This is a genomic window from Pseudomonas fulva NBRC 16637 = DSM 17717, from assembly GCF_000730565.1.
Classification (GTDB): Bacteria; Pseudomonadota; Gammaproteobacteria; order Pseudomonadales; family Pseudomonadaceae; genus Aquipseudomonas; species Aquipseudomonas fulva.
Window position 1 is genome coordinate 33,971 of the sequence record NZ_BBIQ01000020.1, and the last position, 20,436, is coordinate 54,406.

The window sequence follows — 20,436 nt, forward strand, 5'->3', positions numbered from 1 at the left end:
TATTACTCAAGGGTGAGTGGAGAAGCCCATGAAGCCACGTCAAGCCTGCCTGGCCTGCCTTGAAAACAAGCCTGCCGCCCTGCTGCAAGCTGCGCTGTGGATCGCCGCCGAACATGACCCAAGCGTCGACCCTGATGCCTGCCAGGCCGTCTGCCAGAACATGCAGCACACCATCAGCATTCATCTGCCCATGGTGGCGGCCACTGAACTTGCCCAGCCGCTTTTGCGCCAGCTCAACGCGTTAGGTTTCCAACAGGATGAATACCTGCCGCTGCGTCCGCACGCTGCCTTGATGAACCATGTGCTGACAAGGCGACGCGGCCAACCGTTGGCCTTGGCCATCCTGGCACTGGAGTTTGCGCAACGTTTGTCCATTCCACTCGAAGGTGTCAGCTTCCCGGGGCACTTCCTATTGCGCGTGCCGGGTGCCGACCATTTGCTCGACCCCTGCGGCGGTCGGCGTCTTTACCCCAATGATTGCCGGGAGCTGCTGATCCGCCAGTACGGCCCTGGCACCGCGTTGAGCGCCGAGCACCTGCGCCCGGCCAGCGCGATGCAGATGCTGCAACGGCTGTCACGCAACTTGCGCCACCTGCACACCAGTAATGATGCCCCACTCGCGGCGCTGATCGATGCCGAGCGCGTCATGCAACTGGGGCCCGCCCAGGTTGGCGACTACCTGGCCCGGGCAAGCCTGTACAGGCAACTCGATTGCCCGCACGCCGAACGCTTCGACCTGGAACATGCGTTGCTGCTCACGGAAGACCCTGTGCAGCGACTCGTATTGAACGAGCGTCTGGAGCAATTGCCCTCGACAAGCCGCTCCCTTCATTGATCACCAATCGAACGCGGCTCACCGCGGTGTATCGGACTGACGCGAAGGATGAGCCTGCATGAACGCCGGATGCTGCTCCGCCAACGCCGCCACTCTGCGGATGCGCGGGTAACGCCCTAGGTCGATCCCGAATCGCTCGGCGGCATAAAGCTGCGGTATCAGGTAGACATCCGCCAGGCCAGGGGTATCGCCCAGGCAATACCCACCCTCGCCGATCACCTGCTCGACAGCCCCCAGCCCCTGTCTTATCCAATGACCGATCCATTGGTTGATCTGCACTTCATCCTGGCCCGCTTCACGCAGGCGGTTGAGCACGCTGACGTTGTGCAGGGGGTGGATGTCGCAGCCGATGATCGCCGCCACCCCGCGGGCCTTGGCGCGCTGCGCTGCACCTTCCGGTAGCAGGGCGGGCTGCGGGTAGGCCTCTTCCAGGTACTCGATGATCGCTGGGGATTGCACCAGCAGCTCGCCACCGTCTGTACGCAGGGTGGGTACCCGGCCCTGGGGATTGATACCCAGGTAACCGGCTTGCCGATGCTCGCCTTGCAGCAGATTGACGGGCAGTGCACGGAAGGTCAGCCCTTTGAGGGCCAAGGCAATCCGCACCCGGTAGGACGAGGTGGAACGGTAATAGGTATACAGCTCCATGCCTGCGCTCCTCAGTTGGCCGCGATGACCCGGCCACGGCACTCGCCGAACCCGATGCTCACCTCACCGTCGCACACACCCCGTGCCCGCAGGATGACTTCGTCGCCGTCCTCCAGAAACTTGCGCACTTCGCCATTGGGCAACTCCACCGGGTGCTTACCGCCCTCGGTGATTTCCAGCAAGCTGCCATAGGACCCTGGGGTGGCACCTGACAGGGTGCCGGAACCGAACAGGTCGCCGGGTTGCAACTGGCAACCGTTGACACTGTGGTGCGCCACCAGCTGGGCCACCGTCCAGTACATGCTGCGGGTGTTGCTCAGGGCCAGGCGGTGCGGCGTAGCCCCCTCCTCCCGCATGCGTTCGGTGAGCAGCAGCACCTCCAGTTCGATGTCGAATGCACCGGCTGCCTGATCACGCTTGTCGAGCAGGTAGGACAGCGGCTGGGGATCCCCTTGCGGCCTGGCCGGCTGAGCGCAGCGCAGGGGCGCCAGCGCCTCGGCCGTGACGACCCAGGGCGAAATCGTGGTCACGAAGCTTTTGGACAGGAACGGCCCCAGTGGCTGGTATTCCCACGCCTGGATGTCTCGCGCCGACCAGTCGTTGAGCAGGCACAGGCCCGCGATGTGCTCGGCGGCATCGCCGATGGGGATGGCCTGGCCCATGTCATTGCCCTGCCCGATCCAGATGCCCAGCTCCAGCTCGTAGTCCAGCCGCGCACACGGGCCGAAGCTCGGTTCGCTCTGCCCGGCGGGCAATGTCTGGCCCTTGGGCCGGCGAACATCCGTCCCGGAGGGGCGAATGGTCGATGCACGGCCGTGATAGCCGATGGGCACGTACTTGTAGTTGGGAAGCAAGGGGTTGTCGGGGCGGAATAACTTGCCGATGTTGCGGGCGTGCTCGATGCCCACGTAGAAGTCGGTGTAATCGCCGATCTGGGCCGGCACGTGCATCTGGCAAGTGCTGGCGGGGTAAAGCGCCCCTTCCAGCATTGCCTGGTGCTCGGACTGCTCACCGAGCAACTCGAGCAGCCGTTCACGCAGCGCCACGCGCGCTCCGCGCCCCAGTGCGAAGAACCCATTCAAGGTGCCGCCCTGCGTAGCGAGTACCGCCGCCTTGGCCTGACCTTCGAACAAACCCAAGCCCAGCACCGCCTCAAGGTCGAGGATGGCATCGCCGATGGCCACGCCACAGCGTCTGGCCTCGCTGCCACGACTGAAGATACCCAAGGGCAGGTTCTGCAGCGGGAAGTCACTGTGCCCATTGGCATGGCTCACCCAACTGCGGGCGATAGCGTGTTGGTTCATGGGTTATCTCCGGTTCGGGTTGAAGGTGCTGGGCAAGGTGGCCCAGCAGCTGTCGTAGTCGGTCTGCAACTGCGGGCAGGCCATGGCGTACTGGCTCGGGCGCAGCACCTGGCTGGTCTCGAACATGAACGCCATGGTGTTCTCGATCTTGTGCGGGGCAAGCTCGGCGGCGATGGCCCTGTCGCACGTCTCGGCATCCGGGCCATGGGCGCTCATGACGCTGTGCAGGGAGGCGCCACCGGGCACGAAGCCTTCGGCCTTGGCATCGTAGGCACCGTCGATCAGCCCCATGAACTCGTTCATCAGATTGCGGTGGAACCACGGTGGACGGAAGGTGTTCTCGGCCACCATCCAGCGCGGCGGGAAGATCACGAAGTCCATGTTGGCAAGGCCGTGCACACTGGTCGGTGAGGTGAGCACGGTGAAGATCGAGGGGTCCGGGTGGTCGAAGCTGACGGTGCCCAAAGTATTGAAGCGGCGCAGGTCGTATTTGTAAGGCACGTTGCTGCCGTGCCAGGCCACCACGTCCAGCGGCGAATGCTGGAGTTCACATGCCCAGTGCTCCCCCAGGAATTTCTGTACCAGCTGCACTGGCCCGGTGGTTTGTTCATAAGCGGCCACCGGCGTTTCGAAATCGCGAGGGTTGGCCAGGCCATTGCTGCCGATGGGCCCCAGGTCCGGCAGGCGCAGGGGCGCGCCGTGGTTTTCGGCAAGGTAGCCACGCGCCTGGGCATCGACCAGCTCGACGCGAAATTTCATGCCGCGGGGAATCACTGCAATTTCAAGCGGGCCGACCTGCATGACACCCAGCTCGGTGGCGATGCGCAGGCGACCTTGCTCAGGCACCAGCAACAGCTCGCCGTCGGCGTTGAAGAACACGCGCTCCATGGAGCGGTTGGTGCAGTAGATGTAGATGCTCACACCGCCAGGCGCATGAGCAGGGCCATTGGCCGCCATGGGCACCCAACCCTCGATGAAGTCGGTCGGCGTTTGCGGGATGGGCTGCGGGTTCCAGCGCAGGCGGTTGGGCGTGATCGTACCCAACGCCTCGCTCAGAGGCTGGCGCGCAAGGCGCTCGAAACGCGGGTGAGCGGCCGACGGCCGGATGCGGTACATCCAGGTGCGGCGCAGCTCATGACGGGCCATGGTGAACGCTGTGCCGGAGAGCAGCTCGGCATAGAGCCCATAGGGAGTTTTCTGAGGCGAGTTCTGCCCGACCGGCAATGCGCCTGGCAACGCTTCGCTGGTGAATTCGTTGCCGAAACCGCTGAGGTAGTGAAGGTCAGGTGCAGGGTCGCGATTCATCGATGCCTCCGGGCCGGGGCGGCCTGTGGGAGCAGTTGCTGCTGCCCGAGGGAACGGCGGCGCATCTGCATTGTTTTTATCGTAATCAGATTACGAATAACGTAATTTGCTCTGCGCCAGGCGTCAAGCTATAAAGGCGCGACTCGATGACTCGCGGATGATCCTACCGATGGCCAAAGCCAGCTCCCCTACCGACAACGGCAAGCAGAAGGTCCGCTCAGCCGAGGTGGGCACCGACATCCTCAAGGCATTGGCCGAACTCTCGCCTTCTACGTCACTGTCCAGGCTCGCAGAGCATGTCCAGATGCCGGCGAGCAAGGTGCATCGTTACCTGCAAGCCTTGATTGCCAGCGGGTTCGCCGAACAGAATGCGGCCACCAATCATTACGGTCTGGGGCGCGAAGCATTGCGCGTGGGCATGGCCGCGCTGGGCAGCATCGATGTACTGAAAGTCGCCGCGTTGCCGCTCTCCCAGCTGCGTGATGAATTGAACGAGAGTTGCTTCATTGCGGTGTGGGGCAACCAGGGGGCGACCGTGGTAAGCATCGAACCGGCCGTGCGCGCCGTCACCGTGGTGACGCAGATCGGCTCGGTATTGCCGCTGCTGACCTCGTCCACCGGGCTGGTGTTCGCGGCCCATTTGCCTGAGCGGGAAACCGTGGACCTGATGGCGCGCGAGCTGACCCAGCTCAAGCAGCGGCCTGATGATTATCAGCAGGTACTGGCAGGTATACGTGAACGCGGCCTGCACCACATCCACGGGCTGCTGATGCCGGGTGTGGATGCGCTGTCAGCACCGATCTTCAACGCCATGGGGCAGATCGCTGCGGTGATGACGGTGGTGGGGCCCACGTCGATGTTCCAGGCCGATGAACAAGGCCCTGCGGCGCAGCGGCTACTGGCTGCCACGCGCGAGACAAGCTGGCGCATGGGGCACTGCCCAGCGCCTTGAGTACTGCAGACTGTTGCCTGGTATGTAACGGTGAATGTCGCCGTATGCGGTTTTTCCAGCGGATTCAATTGCTTATTATCGGATCACTGGCTGCCACCGAGGGCTCTCCCCCCGCTCGCGGTGTCAGCCAGGTGTATCGACGTAGATTTTGAAGCTCCTTGATCTGACGTCTCGATTGACCGCTGCGAAAGGCAGCGGTTTTTTTTGCCTGCGATTTAGTGCTCAAGGGCCTGGTTGCCGCTTCAACGGGTCAGGACTGGGCCACCTTGAGCGAGCCGAACGCCTGGGCGGGCTCCCTGAACGCCAGGTAATGACGCAACACCTGTTGCGGCGCTTCGGTATGCGGATGATGACCAATACCCTGCAACAGCACGGCATCGGCGGTCGGTACGTGCCGACGGTAGTGTTCGACCATGTGCGCGCCATAAAGGGGATCGACTGCGCCAGCGATCAGACGCAACGGCACCGTCCCTTGCAGCGCCTGTGTCCAGCGATCACGGTGGCGCATGCGTTCAGGCACGTAACCGGCAAGCCTGTGCAGCACGCGCGTGCCGCGATTGGCAGCCAGCATGCTCCAGAAGTCGTCGAGCACGCTTTCGCTCGGGTGGGTACACGGCCCGTAGACACGGGTCAGGTGACGCACCAAGTCATCACGGCTGAACGAACGCGCCACCAACCACCCCAGGTGGCTTAGCAGCAGCTTCTGCAGCAGCAGCATGCGACAGCCTTCAGGAAACAGGCCGCTGTTGAGAAAGACGCAGCTGGCGATACTGGCACGCTGTTCATGATGCCGAGCCAGCAGTTCCTGAGCCACGTTACCGCCGTAGTCATGAGCCAGCACATCCACCGGCTGCTCGATCTGCAGGTGAGCCAGCAAGGCCTGCTGCAAGTCGGCCTGCTCCATCAGGCTATAGACGTGATCAACCGGTTTGGCCGAATCGCCGAACCCTAGCATGTCGCAGGCCACCACCCGATAGCGCTGGGCCAGAGGCCCCCACAGGTAATGCCAGTCCCAGCTCCCTGTAGGAAAACCATGTAGCAAAAGCAGGGGCGTTCCTTGCCCTGCGGTCCAGTAGCGGATGCTCTGGCCCCGGAATGTGAAACTCTGTCCCCGGGTACGCCAGACGCACAATGGAATTTCGGCCATGGGCATCGGAAGGCACCGGGTTAAGGAATATGGACGCGATAGGGCAAGGCTGCTGTCATTGCATGTCACCTCGGCACTTGCATGTGCTCTCTATGTCGAGACACAGTCTAGCCAGCGGCCGAGGCGCTTGAACTTGCGTTGCCAGCCAGCTTGATGACTGAGCGAGTCACCTGCACCAGCGGTAGGCGCAGCCTGCCTGGTTGCCGGCTGCGTTCCCGTCCTGCAAAACGTCAGGCATTCAGTGCCTGGGCCAGTTCAGCCAGCCACGGCTCGGCATCGGTTTCCGGTGTCACGCTCTCGCTGGCATCGAGCCGCAGCATGGGCACCACCTCGTGCACGCCAAGTTCGGCAAACAGTTCGCGCATCTGTTCGCCGCCGCCGCAATACGTATCGCCATAACTGGAATCGCCCAAGGCGATGACTGCACCCGGCAGGCCACGCCAGGCGGCCGGTAGGGTGTCGCGAATGGCGCTATAGAGGGGCATGAGGTTGTCGGGCAGCTCGCCCATGCCGGTGGTGGAGGTCACCGCCAGCACTGCCTGCGGGCCGAACGCCTGCAGGTCGGGCAAAGAGGCTCGGTTGGCGTGCCAGGCCTCCAGGCCAGCAGCCTTGAGCAGCGATTCGGCGTGACGGGCGACTTCTTCGGCGGTGCCGTACACCGATCCGGAAATAATGACGACTTTCATCAGGGAAAAGGTTTCCGATACTGAGTGAAATCGTAGGATACTAGCACCCAGCGCTGGCACAAGGCCGTGGTAATGCCCGTGGCCCTCATCCCTTCACTGCATGACCTACACATGATCACTGCGCAGTTGCTGCAATCGATGGTCGATGCCTCGGACGACGGTATCGTGGTCGCCGAACAGGAAGGCGACGACACCATCCTCATCTACGTGAACGCGGCTTTCGAGCGCCTAACCGGCTACAGCCGAGATGAAATCCTGTACCAGGACTGCCGATTCCTGCAGGGAGACGACCGCGACCAACTGGGCCGCGCGCGCATCCGCAAGGCGTTGGCAGAGGGCCGGGCCTGCCGTGAAGTGCTGCGTAACTACCGCAAGGATGGCACCACATTCTGGAACGAGCTTTCGATTACCCCGCTAAGGCATGCGGCTGACCAGCGCCTGTACTTCATCGGCATTCAGAAGGACGTTACCCGGCAAGTGGAAATGGAACGCGAATTGGCCGAGCTGCGCGTTCGTCAGAAAGCCGGTGACCAGATCTGAACCCCGGTTGTTTTTTGGAGTCAACTGGGTTGTAGAACCATCCACATCGAGTTTCAAGATGCCCCCCGACACGCTTTTGACCCAGGATGAGCTGGACTATATCCAGGATGTCCAGCACTCCCCGCAGTTCGACATGGCCGAAGCCATGACGAGCCTCCTGGTCAATGGGGACAGCCGCATCCAGGGCCTGTTGACGCGCCTGGTCGCGCATGAGCAAGTCACCTTGCAGGCCCATGTCGACAACCAGCAAATCAGCATTCCGCTGCAGCTGATCGAAGACGAGTTCCATACGCTGCAATTGCAACTGGGCGCGCCCGACATTTTCGAGATAGGCCCCAGGCTGCGACCCTGGCGACTGACCCTTGATCCGCCCTGTGCGCTGCTCGACGCCCATGGTGACGACAGCGGGCTCTGGGTGTGTGACATTTCTGTCAAAGGTGTGCTTGTGCAAGTGCGCGACCTACCTGACGCCCCTGATGTCTTCACGCTCCGATTCGCCCCGGACGGGGTCTGCCCAATCGAGCTTCACGGCAAGCTCGGCCGGCGTATCGACGGATCGAAGGCCGCTTATGACCTGAGTGGCACTGCCCAGGAAGACATCGAACGCCTGCGCGATTTCATTCTCCACAAGCACCGGCTGGCTCACCCTGAGTTGCATACGCAAATGCCCGGCTGAAGCCCACACCCGGCGAACGCGCCGTGTTTACCCACCCTATGACTTACGCCTGCCTGGGCGATACGCCATAATCCGCGCCCACTTCTTGCATGCCTAACTGAGTCGACCACCACCCCGGCCGACACAGCCAAGGGGCCAGCTACCCGCCAGCCTCGTCGTCAGGAGATACACGATGTCTAGATCCCCCGTCACCTTGATGGTGTCGCGGCGCGCCGCCGACGGCCGCTACGAAGACTTGCTGGCCTGGCTCCATGAGGGCGAACAGCTGGCCACCGACTTCCCCGGCTACCTGGGCTCAGGGATTCTCGCACCGCCGCGCGACGGCGATGAGTTTCAGATCATCTTCCGCTTCAGTGACGAGCCGACCCTGCATGCCTGGGAACATTCGGCTTCCCGGCGCGCCTGGCTCAAGCGGGGCAACGGGCTGTTCGAGCGCCCCAGAGAGGCACGGGTCAGTGGCATAAACGACTGGTTCGGCACTGCCTTGGTGCGTAAACCACCCCGTTGGAAGCAGGCCACGGCGATCTGGCTGGCGTTCTTTCCGGTGTCACTGGCTTTCAATATGCTGTTCGGTCACTGGTTGGCAGGCATGGACCTGTTGCCACGCGTGCTTGTGAGCACCCTGGCGCTCACCCCCCTGATGGTGTACCTGTTCATCCCCCTTTCAACGCACCTGCTGGCGGGCTGGCTGCAGGGTTCGTCAACACGTGAACACGCCTGGCGTAGCCGGTAGGCGCAGGCCTCACACGCGCTGGGCAGTTGGGGTATGCTGGGCGGCAACCCTCGACAGATACAGTTGACCGCCCCGAACATGAACAGCCCTATCCTGATAACCGGAGCCAGCCAACGCGTCGGGCTGGCCCTGGCCATGGAACTGGCCCAGGCCGGCCATACGGTGGTCAGTGCCAGCCGCAGCGTCCAGCCGCAATCGCCACACCCCAACATCATCCCGTTCACGGCAGACTTGTGCCAGGTGGCCGATCGCCAGGCATTGGTCGACTACCTCTACAGCCATTACGATGGCCTGCGCGCCGTCATCCACAACGCTTCGCTGTGGCTCGACGATGGCCTGGCCAACCTCGAGACTATGTTCCGCCTTCATGTCGAAGCGCCCTATCATCTCAACCTGGCCTTGGGCGAGCTGTTGGCCAAGGTCGACAAGGCTGACATCATCCACGTCTGCGACGAGACATCCTCGCGCGGCAGCAAAAGCCACATCGGCTATGCCGCCACCAAGGCCGCGCTGCAGAACATGGTGTTGTCGTTCGCCGAAAAGTACGCGCCCACGGTGCACGTCAACGGTATTCTGCCTGGGCTGCTGATCCTCAAGGAGGGCGGCGACGAAGCCTATCGCCAACAGACACTGAAGAAGGCACTACTGGAATTCGAACCGGGCGCCGGGCCGCTGATCGAGACGGTCAAGTACCTGCTTGCCAGTCAGTACAGCACCGGCAGCCAAGTGGTCATCAATGGTGGCCGCCACCTGAAAAACCGCATCATTTGAGAGAAGCCAATGACCCCACAGCAACAGCTCGAACTGGAAGCCGCCGCTTTCCGCCGGCTCGTGGAACACCTGCGTTCACGCACCGACGTGCAGAACATCGACCTGATGAACCTGTCCGGGTTCTGCCGCAACTGCCTGTCCAAGTGGTACAAGGCGGCAGCCGACGAGCGCCAGCTGGACCTGAGCCTGGACGAGGCGCGCGAAGCCGTCTACGGCATGCCTTACGGCGAGTGGAAGGCCCAGTACCAGAAAGAGGCCAGCCCCCAGCAGCAGGCCGCATTCGAACAAGGAAAACCCCGTGACTGATCTGACTACCCTGCGCGCCAGCCTGGACAGTGGTGAACATGTTTTCGCTGACACCCTGGCATTCATTGCCGAACACTATGCCTATCAGCCCCGGGCCTTCAGCAACGGTGACGTCGAAAACGCAGCCGGGCAGAACGAAGGTTCATGCAAGACCTTGGGCCTGGCGTTGCTCGAGGGATTGAGTGATCGTGAAGCGCTGCTGGCTTTTGGCGAGCATTATCGAGCTGTGCAGGCCACACCCGAGGGCCATGACCATGGGAATATCCGTGCGCTGATCGCGTATGGCCTGGCAGGCGTCAAGTTCGAGACACTGCCGCTGTCGCGCAAGGCTTGATGAGGGGCTGCCATCGAGTGGACTGCGCCCTGGAGGTCGGCATCGCAGCATGATTACCGGGGCTGCCTGGCAGCCCCGGTAATCTGAACTCTGAGCGCTCGATTACAGCTGGACGCAATCGAACTGCACGTCGGTCGCCACATCTGCGTCGTAGTCCACGTCAGTGCGCTCGAAGCCGAACAGGTTCAGGAACTGCTTCTTGTAACCGGCATAGTCGGTCAGCTCGAACAGGTTCTCGGTAGTCACCTGTGGCCACATGGCCTTGCAGGCGTCCTGCACGTCATCGCGCAGTTCCCAGTCGTCCAGGCGCAGACGGCCTTTCTCGTCGACCTGCGCTGGCGCGCCGTCGGTGCGATACATACGGTCACGGAACATGCGATCGAGCTGATCCTGGGTACCTTCGTGGACGCCCTTCTCCTGCATGATCTTGAACACCATCGACAGGTACAGCGGCATCACCGGGATGGCCGAGCTGGCCTGGGTCACGACCGACTTGAGCACAGCCACATTGGCGCCGCCCTTTACGTCAGCCGCCAGCTTCTGGTCCAGGCGCAGAGCAGTGTCGTCCAAGTCCTGCTTGGCCTTGCCCAGGGCGCCGTGCCAGTAGATGGGCCAGGTGATTTCGGTGCCGATGTAGCTGAAGGCGACGGTGCGGGCGCCTTCGGCCAGCACATCGGCACCGGCCAGGGCATCGATCCACAGCTGCCAGTCCTGGCCACCCATGACGGTCACGGTGTCGGCGATTTCCTGCTCGGTGGCCGGCTCGATGCTGGCCTCGATGATGGCGTCCTTGTTGGTGTCGATGGCCGTCGACTTGTACGGCTGGCCAATCGGCTTGAGCGCCGAGCGCACCAGTTCGCCTGTCTGTGGCAGCTTGCGCACCGGTGAGGCGAGCGAATAGATGACCAGGTCGACCTTGCCGCCCATGTCGTTCTTGATCAGCTCGATGACCTTGGCCCGCGCTTCGTCGGAGAAGGCGTCACCGTTGATCGACTTGCTGTACAGGCCCTCGGCCTTGGCGAACTTGTCGAACGCCGCCGCGTTGTACCAGCCGGCGGTGCCGGCTTTGGTTTCGGTGCCTGGCTTTTCGAAGAACACGCCCAGGGTGTCGGCCTTGAAACCGAAGGCGGCAGTGATGCGCGCCGCCAGGCCGTAGCCACTGGATGCACCGATGACCAACACCTTCTTCGGACCATCCTCGCGTACGCCCCGTTTGCGGGTGGCTTCGATCTGGTCACGGACGTTGAGCTCGCAGCCCTTGGGATGAGTCGTGGTGCAGATGAAACCGCGGACCTTAGGATGAATGATGGCCAATGTCTGTACCTCGTCTGGTTTATGCACGATAACGCCACGCAGGGCGTTTTCAAAAGTGGACTGAGGGGTAAGACTCACCCCGCAGGTCAGGCGACACATCTTAAGGGTTGAGCGCAGCGATGCAAAATCGGTGGCCGACTGGCGACGGAGCGCCCTGTCCGGACGCCCTCTTCCTGCGCCTAGGCATTGATTCGGTTTTCCTATCAATAGGCAACAAAAACAAACTTAACAAATGAGCAAAATGGGCCGATGCTGGGTGCCCTCACCTTCAGACGGAGAACAACAACATGAACGAAGTGGTGATCGTCGCCGCGACCCGCACCGCCATCGGCAGCTTCCAGGGCGCCCTGGCTGGCGTCCCGGCCGTCGACCTGGGGGCAGCCGTGATCAAGCGTCTGTTGGAGCAAACCGGGCTGGATCCGGCGCAGGTCGACGAGGTGATCATGGGCCAGGTGCTGACGGCCGGCGCCGGGCAGAACCCTGCTCGTCAGGCAGCCATCAAGGCAGGCCTGCCGTTCAGCGTGCCTGCCTTGACCCTGAACAAGGTCTGCGGCTCGGGGCTCAAGGCACTGCACCTGGGCGCCCAGGCCATTCGCTGCGGCGATGCCGAGGTGGTGATCGCCGGCGGCCAGGAAAACATGAGCCTCGCCCCTTATGTCATGCCTTCTGCCCGCACCGGCCAGCGCATGGGCCATGGTCAGTTGATCGACAGCATGATCAGCGACGGCCTGTGGGACGCGTTCAACGATTACCACATGGGCATCACTGCCGAAAACCTGGTGCAAGAGTACGGGCTGAGCCGCGAACAGCAGGACGCTTTTGCGGCCGAGTCGCAGCGCAAGGCGGTGGCAGCCATCGCCGCTGGCCGCTTCGAGGCTGAAATCACCCCGATCTTGCTGCCCCAGAAAAAAGGCGAGCCCAAGGTTTTCGCTCAAGACGAACAGCCACGCTCGGACACCACGGTCGAATCCCTCGCCAAACTGCGTCCTGCCTTCAAGAAGGATGGCAGCGTGACGGCAGGGAATGCCTCCAGCCTCAACGATGGGGCTGCGGCAGTGCTGCTGATGAACGCTGAAAAGGCCCAGGCATTGGGCTTGCCCGTGCTGGCCAGGATCACGGCCTATGCCAGCGCTGGAGTCGACCCTGCCGTAATGGGGATCGCCCCTGTCTCTGCGACTGAACGCTGCCTGGGCAAGGCAGGCTGGCACTTGGCCGACCTGGATCTGATCGAATCCAACGAGGCGTTTGCGGCCCAGGCGCTGGCGGTTGGCAAGGCGCTTGCGTGGGATGCTTCGCGGGTCAACGTGAACGGTGGGGCGATTGCGCTGGGTCATCCCATCGGTGCATCCGGATGCCGCGTGCTGGTCACCTTGCTGCACGAGATGATCAAGCGCGATGCCAAGAAAGGCCTGGCCACGCTGTGTATCGGTGGTGGACAAGGCGTGGCCCTGGCGATCGAGCGCTGAACAACCGAGCCACGGGCACCCGGGGGCCGCTAAGCACGCCAGTGCGCAGCGGCACCTGCCATGCACGATCAGGCGCTGGCCACCTGCAGGGCATCGAACGTGGGTGGCGTCGCCTTGATCGGGTCATTGAGCGCCTTGGCCAGCCGGGCGACATCCTCACAGGCCTGCACGGCGACGCCCAGCGGGCTGTGCAGCAGTGAACAGGCCGTACCGATCCACAGTCGCTCCCCCAGACGCTCATTGGCTTCACACAGCCAGTGCCACTTGCTGTCCAGGGCATGCTGGGCATCGTTTTCTGCATCGACCAGGCCCAGCGACAGCACCTTGTAGGCAGGCAGACGGTCCAGGGTGGTCGTCAGCTGTTCAGGGTCACTCACCAGGTCGATGTGCAAGCCGTCCACCGGCAAGTTCGCGGCCAGGCCAAGGTTGCCCTGCAAGCCACCGGCCCATGTCGCGATCAGCTTCTTCAACGGGGCACGCTGCAGAATGTTGTAAACCCGCTCGTAGGCGTTTTTCCAGTCCTGCGGCAGCGCCTGGGCAAGGATCGGTTCATCGATCTGCACCCACTGCACGCCTAGTTCGGCCAGACGATTGAGAACGTCGTCATAGTGCGGAAGCAGTTCGTCTACACATTCCAGCACCAGGCTGTGCCCGTCTTGCGCCGCGCTTTGCCACAAATAGGTCAAAGGGCCGACAAGAACAGGTTTGACGGTGTGGCCAAGCGCACTGGCCTGGGCCACTTCCTTCAGCAGCTGATCGGCAAGCTGGGTGAAAGGCTGCGTCACTGGCGTGCGAGGGTCGCGCACGGCCCCACCCTGCCAGTCCACATCGCCCACAGGCAACAGCTCGATCCCGGCGTCTTTCTGCATTTGCCAATGACGTGCGCGCAGCGCGTGGTCGTTGCCCGTGCGTGGAAAGCCCAGGTTGTGCGCCAGTGCCATGTGTGTTCCCCAGTGTGCAGAAATGATGGCGGCATTTTCAGATCGATTGGCGTTTGAGACAAACTCAATAAATTTGAGATCAACCCAAGTTTTTCTCATGTTCACTCACATTGGGCGCGCCCGCAGCTCATTGCCATGTCTTGATCAGATCAGTGCCCTGCGCACCCGGGCATGACCCGCTCGCAGGGCTGGCGCACAATGCCAGCCTGCCCACACCCGGTGTCCGTCATGAGCGAGCTCAAAACCGCCCTGCAAGAGCAGCAATTCGCTTGCGTCATGGAGTTCGTTCCCAAACCGTCAGCAGAGCGTTTTGCGGCGATGGACGCAATAATGGCCCGTGGGCAAGTGTGTGGCTGGCCGATGACACTTGCCATCGGTGACCGAGTGAGCAGCCCGCTGGACATGTCTCCCCTGGACGCCTTGGCCTGTTTCGAGCACCCGGTGCCCGCCCTGCCTCACTTCTCCGGCAAGGACCGGGAGCGCCACCATTTGCTCGCCCAGATGCGGCGCATGGACGCTGCAGGCCAGCACCAGCTGCTGATGCTGACAGGGGATCGCCTGCCAGGCCATACGCCAGGCGAGCGCCCGGTGCGGTACCTGGAATCGGTCGCAGCGTTGCAGATCGCCCGCCAGGCCTATCCACACTGGTGGCTGGGCGCAGCACTCAACCCGTTCAAGTACCGAGAGGAGGAAGGTGCCGCTCAGTACCTGAAGGCTGAAAAGAAATTGGCAGCCGGTGCCGACTTTTTCATCCTGCAGCTAGGTTTCGATGCCGCCAAGCATCAGGAGGCCATGCACTGGATGCGCCGCCAACGCGCGCCTAAACCCCTGCTGGCCTGTCTCATGAGCCTTACCCAAGGCCGCGCGGGCATGCTCGATCATGTCGCAGGCGTGACCGTCACCCCGTCGATGCGGCAAATGCTGGCAGCCGAGACGGCGCAATCCAAGGCCTTTGCCCAGGCGCGCAGCATCGACCGCCTGGCCCTGCAGGTCATTGGGGTGAAGCTGATGGGCTACGCCGGCGTGCACCTGTCGGGCATTCATGAGCCCAGCCAGCTGCTTGCCTTGGAGGCACGCCTTGAGCACTGGCAGGCGCGCGTGACCACGCTGGAGCAATGGGCGCCTGCCTGGCAGGCCAGCTGGCAAATGCCTGGCCTACCGGCGGTGACGTTTCATCCACCGCAGGCGGCGTGGCGCGAGGGAGAGTCACGTGTCGTGGCCACGTTTGCGCAGAAAGCCCGCTACCACGCCATGCATGGCATGCATGGCCTGCTGTTCAGCCGTAGCAATCCGGTGAGTCAGCTGTTCGGGTGGGCGGTTCGCCAGCCGATGTGGACGACAGGCCTGGGCGTCCAGGTGCTGCACAGCCTGGAGCGGGCCGTAAAGCGGCCCCTGCTTGGCTGCGACACCTGCGGTCGTTGCCGCCTTGAAGACACCTTGTACACCTGCCCCGAGACCTGCCCCAAGGGCCTGGCGAACGGGCCCTGCGGCGGTACCACGTTGAACCGGTGCGAGTTTGGCGATCGTGAGTGCATCCACAGTGCCAAGTACCGCACGGCCAAGGCGGTGCGGCAAACCGACGTGCTGGCCCAGCGCCTGATCCCTTGCGTGGAGCAGCACACCCGCCATCGAAGCTCCTGGCCGGGTTGGTTCGGCGCCCAGGCTCAGCCCGTCACTCGGCCGTCAGCGCCTCGAAGCCGGCCCGAATCGTAGCTTCGGGAAGGTCGTCGGCAATGAACACCATGACGCTCTCGCGCGGTTCGGCCTCTGCCCATTCAGCATCCCAATCGAACCCGTAGAGCTTGAGCACGCCCTGAAACACCAGCTTGCGGCCCTCGCCCGCGATATTGAGCACGCCCTTGTAACGCAACAACTGCGTGCCATGGGTTTCCAACAGGCCATTCATGAAGTCGCTGAGGCGGTCGATATCCAGCGCCTTGTCGGTGCGCAACACCAAGGTGGCGATACGGTCCGGGGTGGCGGGTTTGAGCACTGGACGCAGGGTGGGTTTGAAGTTGACGCCCAGGTCTGGGTTGAGGTTGAAGCCGCGTACATCGAGCAGTGCACCCAGGTCGATGCAGCCTTGTTCGACCACATGCAGGGCTGCCCGCCCATTGATGCGGGCCAGGCGCTCGCGCAGGGCTTGCACGGTGGCCGGCTCCACCAGGTCGGTCTTGCTCAGCAACAGGCGATCGGCAAAGCCCACCTGGGCCTGGGCGATGGTCTGGGTCAGATGGACGTCGGCATGGGCGGCGTCGACCAGGGTGATGATGCCGTCCAGGATGTACCGCTCGCGCAGCTCTTCGTCGATGAAGAACGTTTGTGCCACTGGCGCAGGGTCGGCCAACCCTGTGCACTCGATCACCAGCCGATCAAAGGCGATTTCGCCAGCGTCGAGCCGCTCCAGCAGCAGGAACAGAGCACGGGTAAGGTCGCCATGAATGCTGCAGCACACACAGCCGTTGGCCAGGGTCATGACCTGCACCGGCTCGTCGCCGAGCAACTGGCTGTCGATGCCTGCTTCGCTGAACTCGTTTTCGATCACGGCCAGCCTCAGGCCATGCTCGGCCTTGAGCATGTGCTTGAGCAGCGTGGTCTTGCCGGCACCGAGAAAGCCGGTCAGTACGGTTACGGGAATCGGGGTCTGCACGCAGAACATCTCCTGTTCGGAAAAAACACAGGCCCCACCGCGACAGGCCTGCGTTGACCGCCAGTGGCTGCCCCCAAGGGGAGCAGGCTGGTCGATGAACGCAGGCTGCCGACGGTGAGGCCGGTACAGCTCAACGCTTGTGGCTTAACAGCATTTGGGCCCGGACTTGCCACCATAACGCGCTTCCTGGCGCTCTCGGAAGAACGCTTCGTACGTCATGACCGGTTTGTCCGGATGCGTCTTGTTCATGTGTTCGACGTAATTGTCGTAATCAGGCATGCCCACCATAAGGCGTGCAGCCTGCCCCAGGTATTTGCCCAGCCGACCCAGGTCATTGAACATCGCAGCAGTCCTCTCAAGCGTCAGGCAGTGCCTGGAACGGGGTTTCCTTGTCGGTCCGCTCTTTGCGACCCCAGGCGGCGTAACCCACCTTGATCGCGAAGAACAGAATGCTGAACACCACCAGCAGGAACAGGATGGTCAGCCCGGCGTTGGTATAAGCGTTGTAGATCACGTGCTGCATCTGCCCGATGTCCTTGGCCGGTGCCAGTACCTGCCCAGCGTCCAGCGCGGTGCTGTATTTCTTGGCCAAGGCCAGGAAACCCACGGCTGGGTTGGGATCGAACAGCTTGATCAGGCCGGCCGCCGTGGTGCAGATCAGCAACCAGGTGGCTGGCAGCAGGGTGACCCAGATGTAGCGCTGGCGCTTCATCTTGATCAGCACCACGGTGCCCAGCATCAATGCGATACCGGCCAGCATCTGGTTGGAAATGCCGAACAGCGGCCACAGGGTGTTAATACCCCCGAGTGGGTCGATCACGCCTTGATAGAGCAAGTAGCCCCACATGGCCACGCAACCGGCAGTAGCCAGCAGGTTCGCGCCCCACGACTCGGTGCGCTTGAGCGCCGGCACGAAACTGCCCAGCAAATCCTGCAACATGAAGCGCCCGGCACGAGTACCGGCGTCCACGGCGGTGAGGATGAACAAGGCCTCGAACAAAATGGCGAAGTGGTACCAGAACGCCATGGTGTTCTCGCCTGGCAACACTTGGTGAAGAATCTGCGCGATACCCACGGCCAATGTCGGCGCACCGCCGGCGCGGGCCAGAATGGTGTGCTCGCCAATGTCACGGGCAACCGCCTCAAGCTGCTCAGGCGTAATCAAGAAGCCCCAGCTGCTGACCGTCTGCGCCACCGAAACCGTGTCTGCACCTACCACGGCAGCCGGGCTGTTCATGGCGAAATACACGCCCGGCTCGATCACCGAAGCCGCGACCATGGCCATGATCGCCACGAACGATTCCATCAGCATGCCACCGTAGCCGATGTAGCGGGCGTTGGTTTCGTTATCCAGCAGCTTGGGCGTGGTGCCCGACGAGATCAGGGCATGGAACCCCGATACCGCGCCACAAGCGATGGTGATGAACAGGAACGGGAACAGCGTGCCCTTCCAGACCGGGCCGGTGCCATCGGTGAACTGGGTCAACGCTGGCATCTTGAGCTCAGGGGCGATGATCAGGATGCCGATGGCAAGGCCCACGATGGTGCCGATCTTGAGGAAGGTCGACAGGTAGTCACGCGGGGCCAACACCAGCCAGACCGGCAGCACGGCGGCGACGAAGCCGTAGCCCACCAGCATCCAGGTGATCTGTACACCGGTAAAGGTGAAAGCTGGGCCCCAGACCGGATCCGCAGCAATCTGGCCGCCCAGCCAGATGGAAGCAAGCAGCAGCACTACGCCGATGATGGAAATCTCACCGATGCGGCCGGGGCGGATATAGCGCATGTAGACGCCCATGAACATGGCGATCGGGATGGTCGCCATCACCGTGAACATGCCCCAGGGGCTCTCGGCCAAGGCCTTGACCACGATCAGCGCCAGCACCGCGAGGATGATGATCATGATCAGGAAACAGCCGAACAGGGCGATGGTGCCCGGTATGCGGCCCATCTCTTCACGCACCATGTCGCCCAGTGAACGGCCGTTGCGGCGGGTGGACAGGAACAGGACCATGAAGTCCTGGACGGCACCTGCCAGTACCACACCGGCAATCAGCCACAGGGTGCCGGGCAGGTAGCCCATCTGCGCCGCCAGTACTGGCCCGACCAAGGGACCTGCGCCGGCGATGGCCGCGAAGTGGTGGCCGAAGAGGATGTGCTTGTTGGTTGGAACATAGTCCAGACCGTCATTGTTGAGCACCGCAGGGGTGGCGCGGCGTGGATCGAGTTGCATCACCTTGGTGGCGATGAACAGGCTGTAATAGCGGTAGGCGACCAGGTAAATGGCCACTGCCGCGACCACGATCCACAAGGCATTGATCGCTTCGCCACGGCGCAGGGCGACGACACCCAGCGCGCAGGCTCCCAGGACTGCCAGCACCAGCCACGGGAGGTGGCGTAGCAGGCTGTTGTTATTGTTCATAGTTGGCTTCCAGCTGAGAGGTTGGAATGGTCAGCACACTGAGTCTAGGGCCTGCTGGTCGCCTTTACCATCTCCAATTGCATGCCGATCTACAGCGCAACGCCACGTGGTAGAGCGGTACTGCACTGCCGAATACCTGGTAGTTCTGCCAGTTGTCCCGCCAGGGCCGATTGGCCGACCTTTGAACTTCCAACTCAGAGCAAGGAAGTCGCCATGAACTCACTTCATCTCATCATCGCAGCCAGCCTTGCGGCAGGCAGTATGCACGTCAATGCCGCACCTGTAGAGCCGATGCATGGCGCCGTGGAGGTGCCTATTTCCAGGCAGTACTACTGTTATCAACAAGGTGACTACAACTGGCCAGTCGACGGTTCCAACATCAAGAGCCCTGGGTGCAAGGCTGCTTACCAGCATGTGTATGAAAAGTTCGGCAACAATGCGCAACAGGCTGTTTACCAGTTCAATCAATGGCATGAGGTGTCGAAGAACGTCGTTGATTTCCGCAATAAGGAGGCTGTCAAGAAAGCCATTCCAGATGGTCAGCTGTGCTCGGCAGGCAACAGCCTGGCGGAGACGAAAGCGAAGTCCACGCAGGTCAATGACAAGAGCGGCCTGGACGTCCCTGCCGATTGGCACGTCCAGGACTGGAAAAAAGATGACGACAACAAAGCCCACATGCGCTACAAAATCATGGCGCCGCACAACCCCAGCTACTGGGAAATCTATGTGTCCAAGCCGGACTACAACCCCACCCAGCAGCCTTTGAAATGGGATGACTTGGAGCTGGTACAGGAAATCGGAGATGTCCAGCCTGTCAATGGCTACTACGAGTTCGACGTCGATCTCAAGGAGCACACTGGCCGACGCGTGGTCTACACCCGCTGGCAACGGGATGACGCTGCAGGTGAGGGTTTCTACAACTGCAGCGACGTGAATATCGTCAAGTAACGTAGGGACGAATGCGGGGATCTTGGCTGGTCTATAGTCTGAACATCAGATGAGGACTCGCCATGACCCCGCCACCTTCCGAACGCCGCCGCTTCCAACGCATCGATTTCGACGCACCTGCCGAACTTCGCCAAGGCGAACAGCGCTGGCCTGCCAGACTCATCGATCTCTCCCTCAAAGGCCTGTTGGTCGAGCGCCCGACCGACTGGACCCCGGACCCTACCCAGAACTACGAGGCCGTTATTCAGCTCGACGCCGATACCTGGGTGAAAATGCAGGTCGAACTGCGCCATGAAGAACCCACGCGGCTGGGCTTCGTGTGCCTGTACATCGACATCGACTCCATGAGCCACCTGCACCGTCTTGTGGAACTGAACATTGCCGACAGCACCGAAATGATGCGTGAGCTGCGCGAACTGATCGAATAACAGGATCTATTAGCTGGCTATCTTCTTGAC

22 protein-coding genes are annotated in these 20,436 nt (G+C 62.2%); 12 read left to right on the forward strand and 10 right to left on the reverse strand.

Annotation, left to right across the window (positions count from 1 at the left end; genetic code table 11):
- Nucleotides 1-28: 28 nt before the first annotated feature.
- Nucleotides 29-835: a SirB1 family protein gene (locus tag PFU01S_RS17885; protein WP_028687628.1), complete on the forward strand. Its 807-nt coding sequence runs from the start codon at nt 29-31 to the stop codon at nt 833-835.
- An 18-nt stretch (nt 836-853) separates the two neighbouring features.
- Here the strand turns inward: PFU01S_RS17885 and maiA are convergent, their stop codons facing one another.
- The 3 genes from maiA to hmgA are packed head-to-tail and all read right to left on the reverse strand — an operon-like array spanning nt 854 to nt 4,092.
- Nucleotides 854-1,483, reverse strand: a complete 630-nt coding sequence (gene maiA / locus PFU01S_RS17890) for a maleylacetoacetate isomerase (protein ID WP_028687627.1) — start codon at nt 1,481-1,483, stop codon at nt 854-856.
- Between the two features lie 11 nt (nt 1,484-1,494).
- Complete coding sequence (fahA, locus tag PFU01S_RS17895; RefSeq protein WP_028687626.1) at nt 1,495-2,787, reverse strand: fumarylacetoacetase; 1,293 nt, start codon at nt 2,785-2,787, stop codon at nt 1,495-1,497.
- A 3-nt stretch (nt 2,788-2,790) separates the two neighbouring features.
- Complete coding sequence (gene hmgA / locus PFU01S_RS17900; protein WP_027914408.1) at nt 2,791-4,092, reverse strand: homogentisate 1,2-dioxygenase; 1,302 nt, start codon at nt 4,090-4,092, stop codon at nt 2,791-2,793.
- Between the two features lie 169 nt (nt 4,093-4,261).
- Here hmgA and PFU01S_RS17905 point away from each other — a divergent pair, with 169 nt between their 5' ends.
- Complete coding sequence (locus PFU01S_RS17905; RefSeq protein WP_027914407.1) at nt 4,262-5,044, forward strand: IclR family transcriptional regulator; 783 nt, start codon at nt 4,262-4,264, stop codon at nt 5,042-5,044.
- A 250-nt stretch (nt 5,045-5,294) separates the two neighbouring features.
- Here the strand turns inward: PFU01S_RS17905 and PFU01S_RS17910 are convergent, their stop codons facing one another.
- A complete protein-coding gene (locus PFU01S_RS17910) occupies nt 5,295-6,197 on the reverse strand; it encodes an alpha/beta fold hydrolase (protein WP_028687625.1) in 903 nt (300 codons plus the stop codon).
- Nucleotides 6,198-6,421: 224 nt separating this feature from the next.
- On the reverse strand, nt 6,422-6,877 hold the full coding sequence (locus PFU01S_RS17915; protein ID WP_028687624.1) for a flavodoxin: 456 nt from the start codon (nt 6,875-6,877) through the stop codon (nt 6,422-6,424).
- 111 nt (nt 6,878-6,988) lie between these two features.
- On the opposite strand from PFU01S_RS17915, the gene PFU01S_RS17920 reads away from it, so the two are divergent.
- From PFU01S_RS17920 to PFU01S_RS17945, 6 genes are all read left to right on the forward strand, one after another.
- Nucleotides 6,989-7,417: a PAS domain S-box protein gene (locus PFU01S_RS17920; RefSeq protein ID WP_028687623.1), complete on the forward strand. Its 429-nt coding sequence runs from the start codon at nt 6,989-6,991 to the stop codon at nt 7,415-7,417.
- Nucleotides 7,418-7,475: 58 nt separating this feature from the next.
- Nucleotides 7,476-8,093 (forward strand): hypothetical protein, encoded by a 618-nt coding sequence (locus tag PFU01S_RS17925; protein WP_023534363.1) that lies wholly within the window; start codon nt 7,476-7,478, stop codon nt 8,091-8,093.
- A gap of 172 nt (nt 8,094-8,265) precedes the next feature.
- The gene (locus PFU01S_RS17930; RefSeq protein ID WP_028687622.1) at nt 8,266-8,826 is read left to right on the forward strand and encodes an antibiotic biosynthesis monooxygenase; all 561 of its coding nucleotides are present in this window, start codon (nt 8,266-8,268) and stop codon (nt 8,824-8,826) included.
- 33 nt (nt 8,827-8,859) lie between these two features.
- Nucleotides 8,860-9,597, forward strand: coding sequence for a dihydromonapterin reductase (folM, locus tag PFU01S_RS17935; RefSeq protein ID WP_027914402.1), 738 nt, complete (start codon nt 8,860-8,862; stop codon nt 9,595-9,597).
- 9 nt (nt 9,598-9,606) lie between these two features.
- The gene (locus PFU01S_RS17940; protein ID WP_027914401.1) at nt 9,607-9,903 is read left to right on the forward strand and encodes a DUF1244 domain-containing protein; all 297 of its coding nucleotides are present in this window, start codon (nt 9,607-9,609) and stop codon (nt 9,901-9,903) included.
- Nucleotides 9,896-10,237 (forward strand): HopJ type III effector protein, encoded by a 342-nt coding sequence (locus tag PFU01S_RS17945; RefSeq protein WP_028687621.1) that lies wholly within the window; start codon nt 9,896-9,898, stop codon nt 10,235-10,237. The genes PFU01S_RS17940 and PFU01S_RS17945 overlap by 8 nt, the downstream gene beginning before the upstream one ends.
- Before the next feature lie 102 nt (nt 10,238-10,339).
- Here the strand turns inward: PFU01S_RS17945 and fabV are convergent, their stop codons facing one another.
- Nucleotides 10,340-11,551 (reverse strand): enoyl-ACP reductase FabV, encoded by a 1,212-nt coding sequence (fabV, locus tag PFU01S_RS17950; protein WP_027914399.1) that lies wholly within the window; start codon nt 11,549-11,551, stop codon nt 10,340-10,342.
- Between the two features lie 287 nt (nt 11,552-11,838).
- On the opposite strand from fabV, the gene PFU01S_RS17955 reads away from it, so the two are divergent.
- Complete coding sequence (locus PFU01S_RS17955) at nt 11,839-13,017, forward strand: acetyl-CoA C-acetyltransferase (protein WP_028687620.1); 1,179 nt, start codon at nt 11,839-11,841, stop codon at nt 13,015-13,017.
- A 68-nt stretch (nt 13,018-13,085) separates the two neighbouring features.
- On the opposite strand, the gene PFU01S_RS17960 is transcribed toward PFU01S_RS17955, so the two are convergent.
- The gene (locus PFU01S_RS17960) at nt 13,086-13,958 is read right to left on the reverse strand and encodes a 5-methyltetrahydropteroyltriglutamate--homocysteine methyltransferase (RefSeq protein WP_042139756.1); all 873 of its coding nucleotides are present in this window, start codon (nt 13,956-13,958) and stop codon (nt 13,086-13,088) included.
- A gap of 228 nt (nt 13,959-14,186) precedes the next feature.
- Between PFU01S_RS17960 and PFU01S_RS17965 the strand changes: the two genes are divergently transcribed.
- On the forward strand, nt 14,187-15,671 hold the full coding sequence (locus PFU01S_RS17965; protein ID WP_028687619.1) for a methylenetetrahydrofolate reductase C-terminal domain-containing protein: 1,485 nt from the start codon (nt 14,187-14,189) through the stop codon (nt 15,669-15,671).
- On the opposite strand, the gene yjiA is transcribed toward PFU01S_RS17965, so the two are convergent.
- The 3 genes from yjiA to PFU01S_RS17980 form a co-directional block, all read right to left on the reverse strand.
- Nucleotides 15,631-16,608 carry a GTPase gene (yjiA, locus tag PFU01S_RS17970; RefSeq protein WP_028687618.1) on the reverse strand — a complete coding sequence of 326 codons (978 nt, stop codon included), beginning with the start codon at nt 16,606-16,608 and terminating at the stop codon, nt 15,631-15,633. The two genes, PFU01S_RS17965 and yjiA, sit on opposite strands and share 41 nt — an antisense overlap.
- A gap of 144 nt (nt 16,609-16,752) precedes the next feature.
- A complete protein-coding gene (locus PFU01S_RS17975) occupies nt 16,753-16,950 on the reverse strand; it encodes a YbdD/YjiX family protein (protein WP_023534469.1) in 198 nt (65 codons plus the stop codon).
- A gap of 13 nt (nt 16,951-16,963) precedes the next feature.
- Complete coding sequence (locus PFU01S_RS17980; RefSeq protein ID WP_023534399.1) at nt 16,964-19,030, reverse strand: carbon starvation CstA family protein; 2,067 nt, start codon at nt 19,028-19,030, stop codon at nt 16,964-16,966.
- Between the two features lie 213 nt (nt 19,031-19,243).
- Between PFU01S_RS17980 and PFU01S_RS17985 the strand changes: the two genes are divergently transcribed.
- Together PFU01S_RS17985 and PFU01S_RS17990 are read left to right on the forward strand one after the other, a co-directional pair.
- Nucleotides 19,244-19,978: a lytic polysaccharide monooxygenase auxiliary activity family 9 protein gene (locus tag PFU01S_RS17985; protein ID WP_050438001.1), complete on the forward strand. Its 735-nt coding sequence runs from the start codon at nt 19,244-19,246 to the stop codon at nt 19,976-19,978.
- Between the two features lie 62 nt (nt 19,979-20,040).
- Complete coding sequence (locus PFU01S_RS17990; protein ID WP_027914394.1) at nt 20,041-20,406, forward strand: PilZ domain-containing protein; 366 nt, start codon at nt 20,041-20,043, stop codon at nt 20,404-20,406.
- Nucleotides 20,407-20,436: the final 30 nt, after the last annotated feature.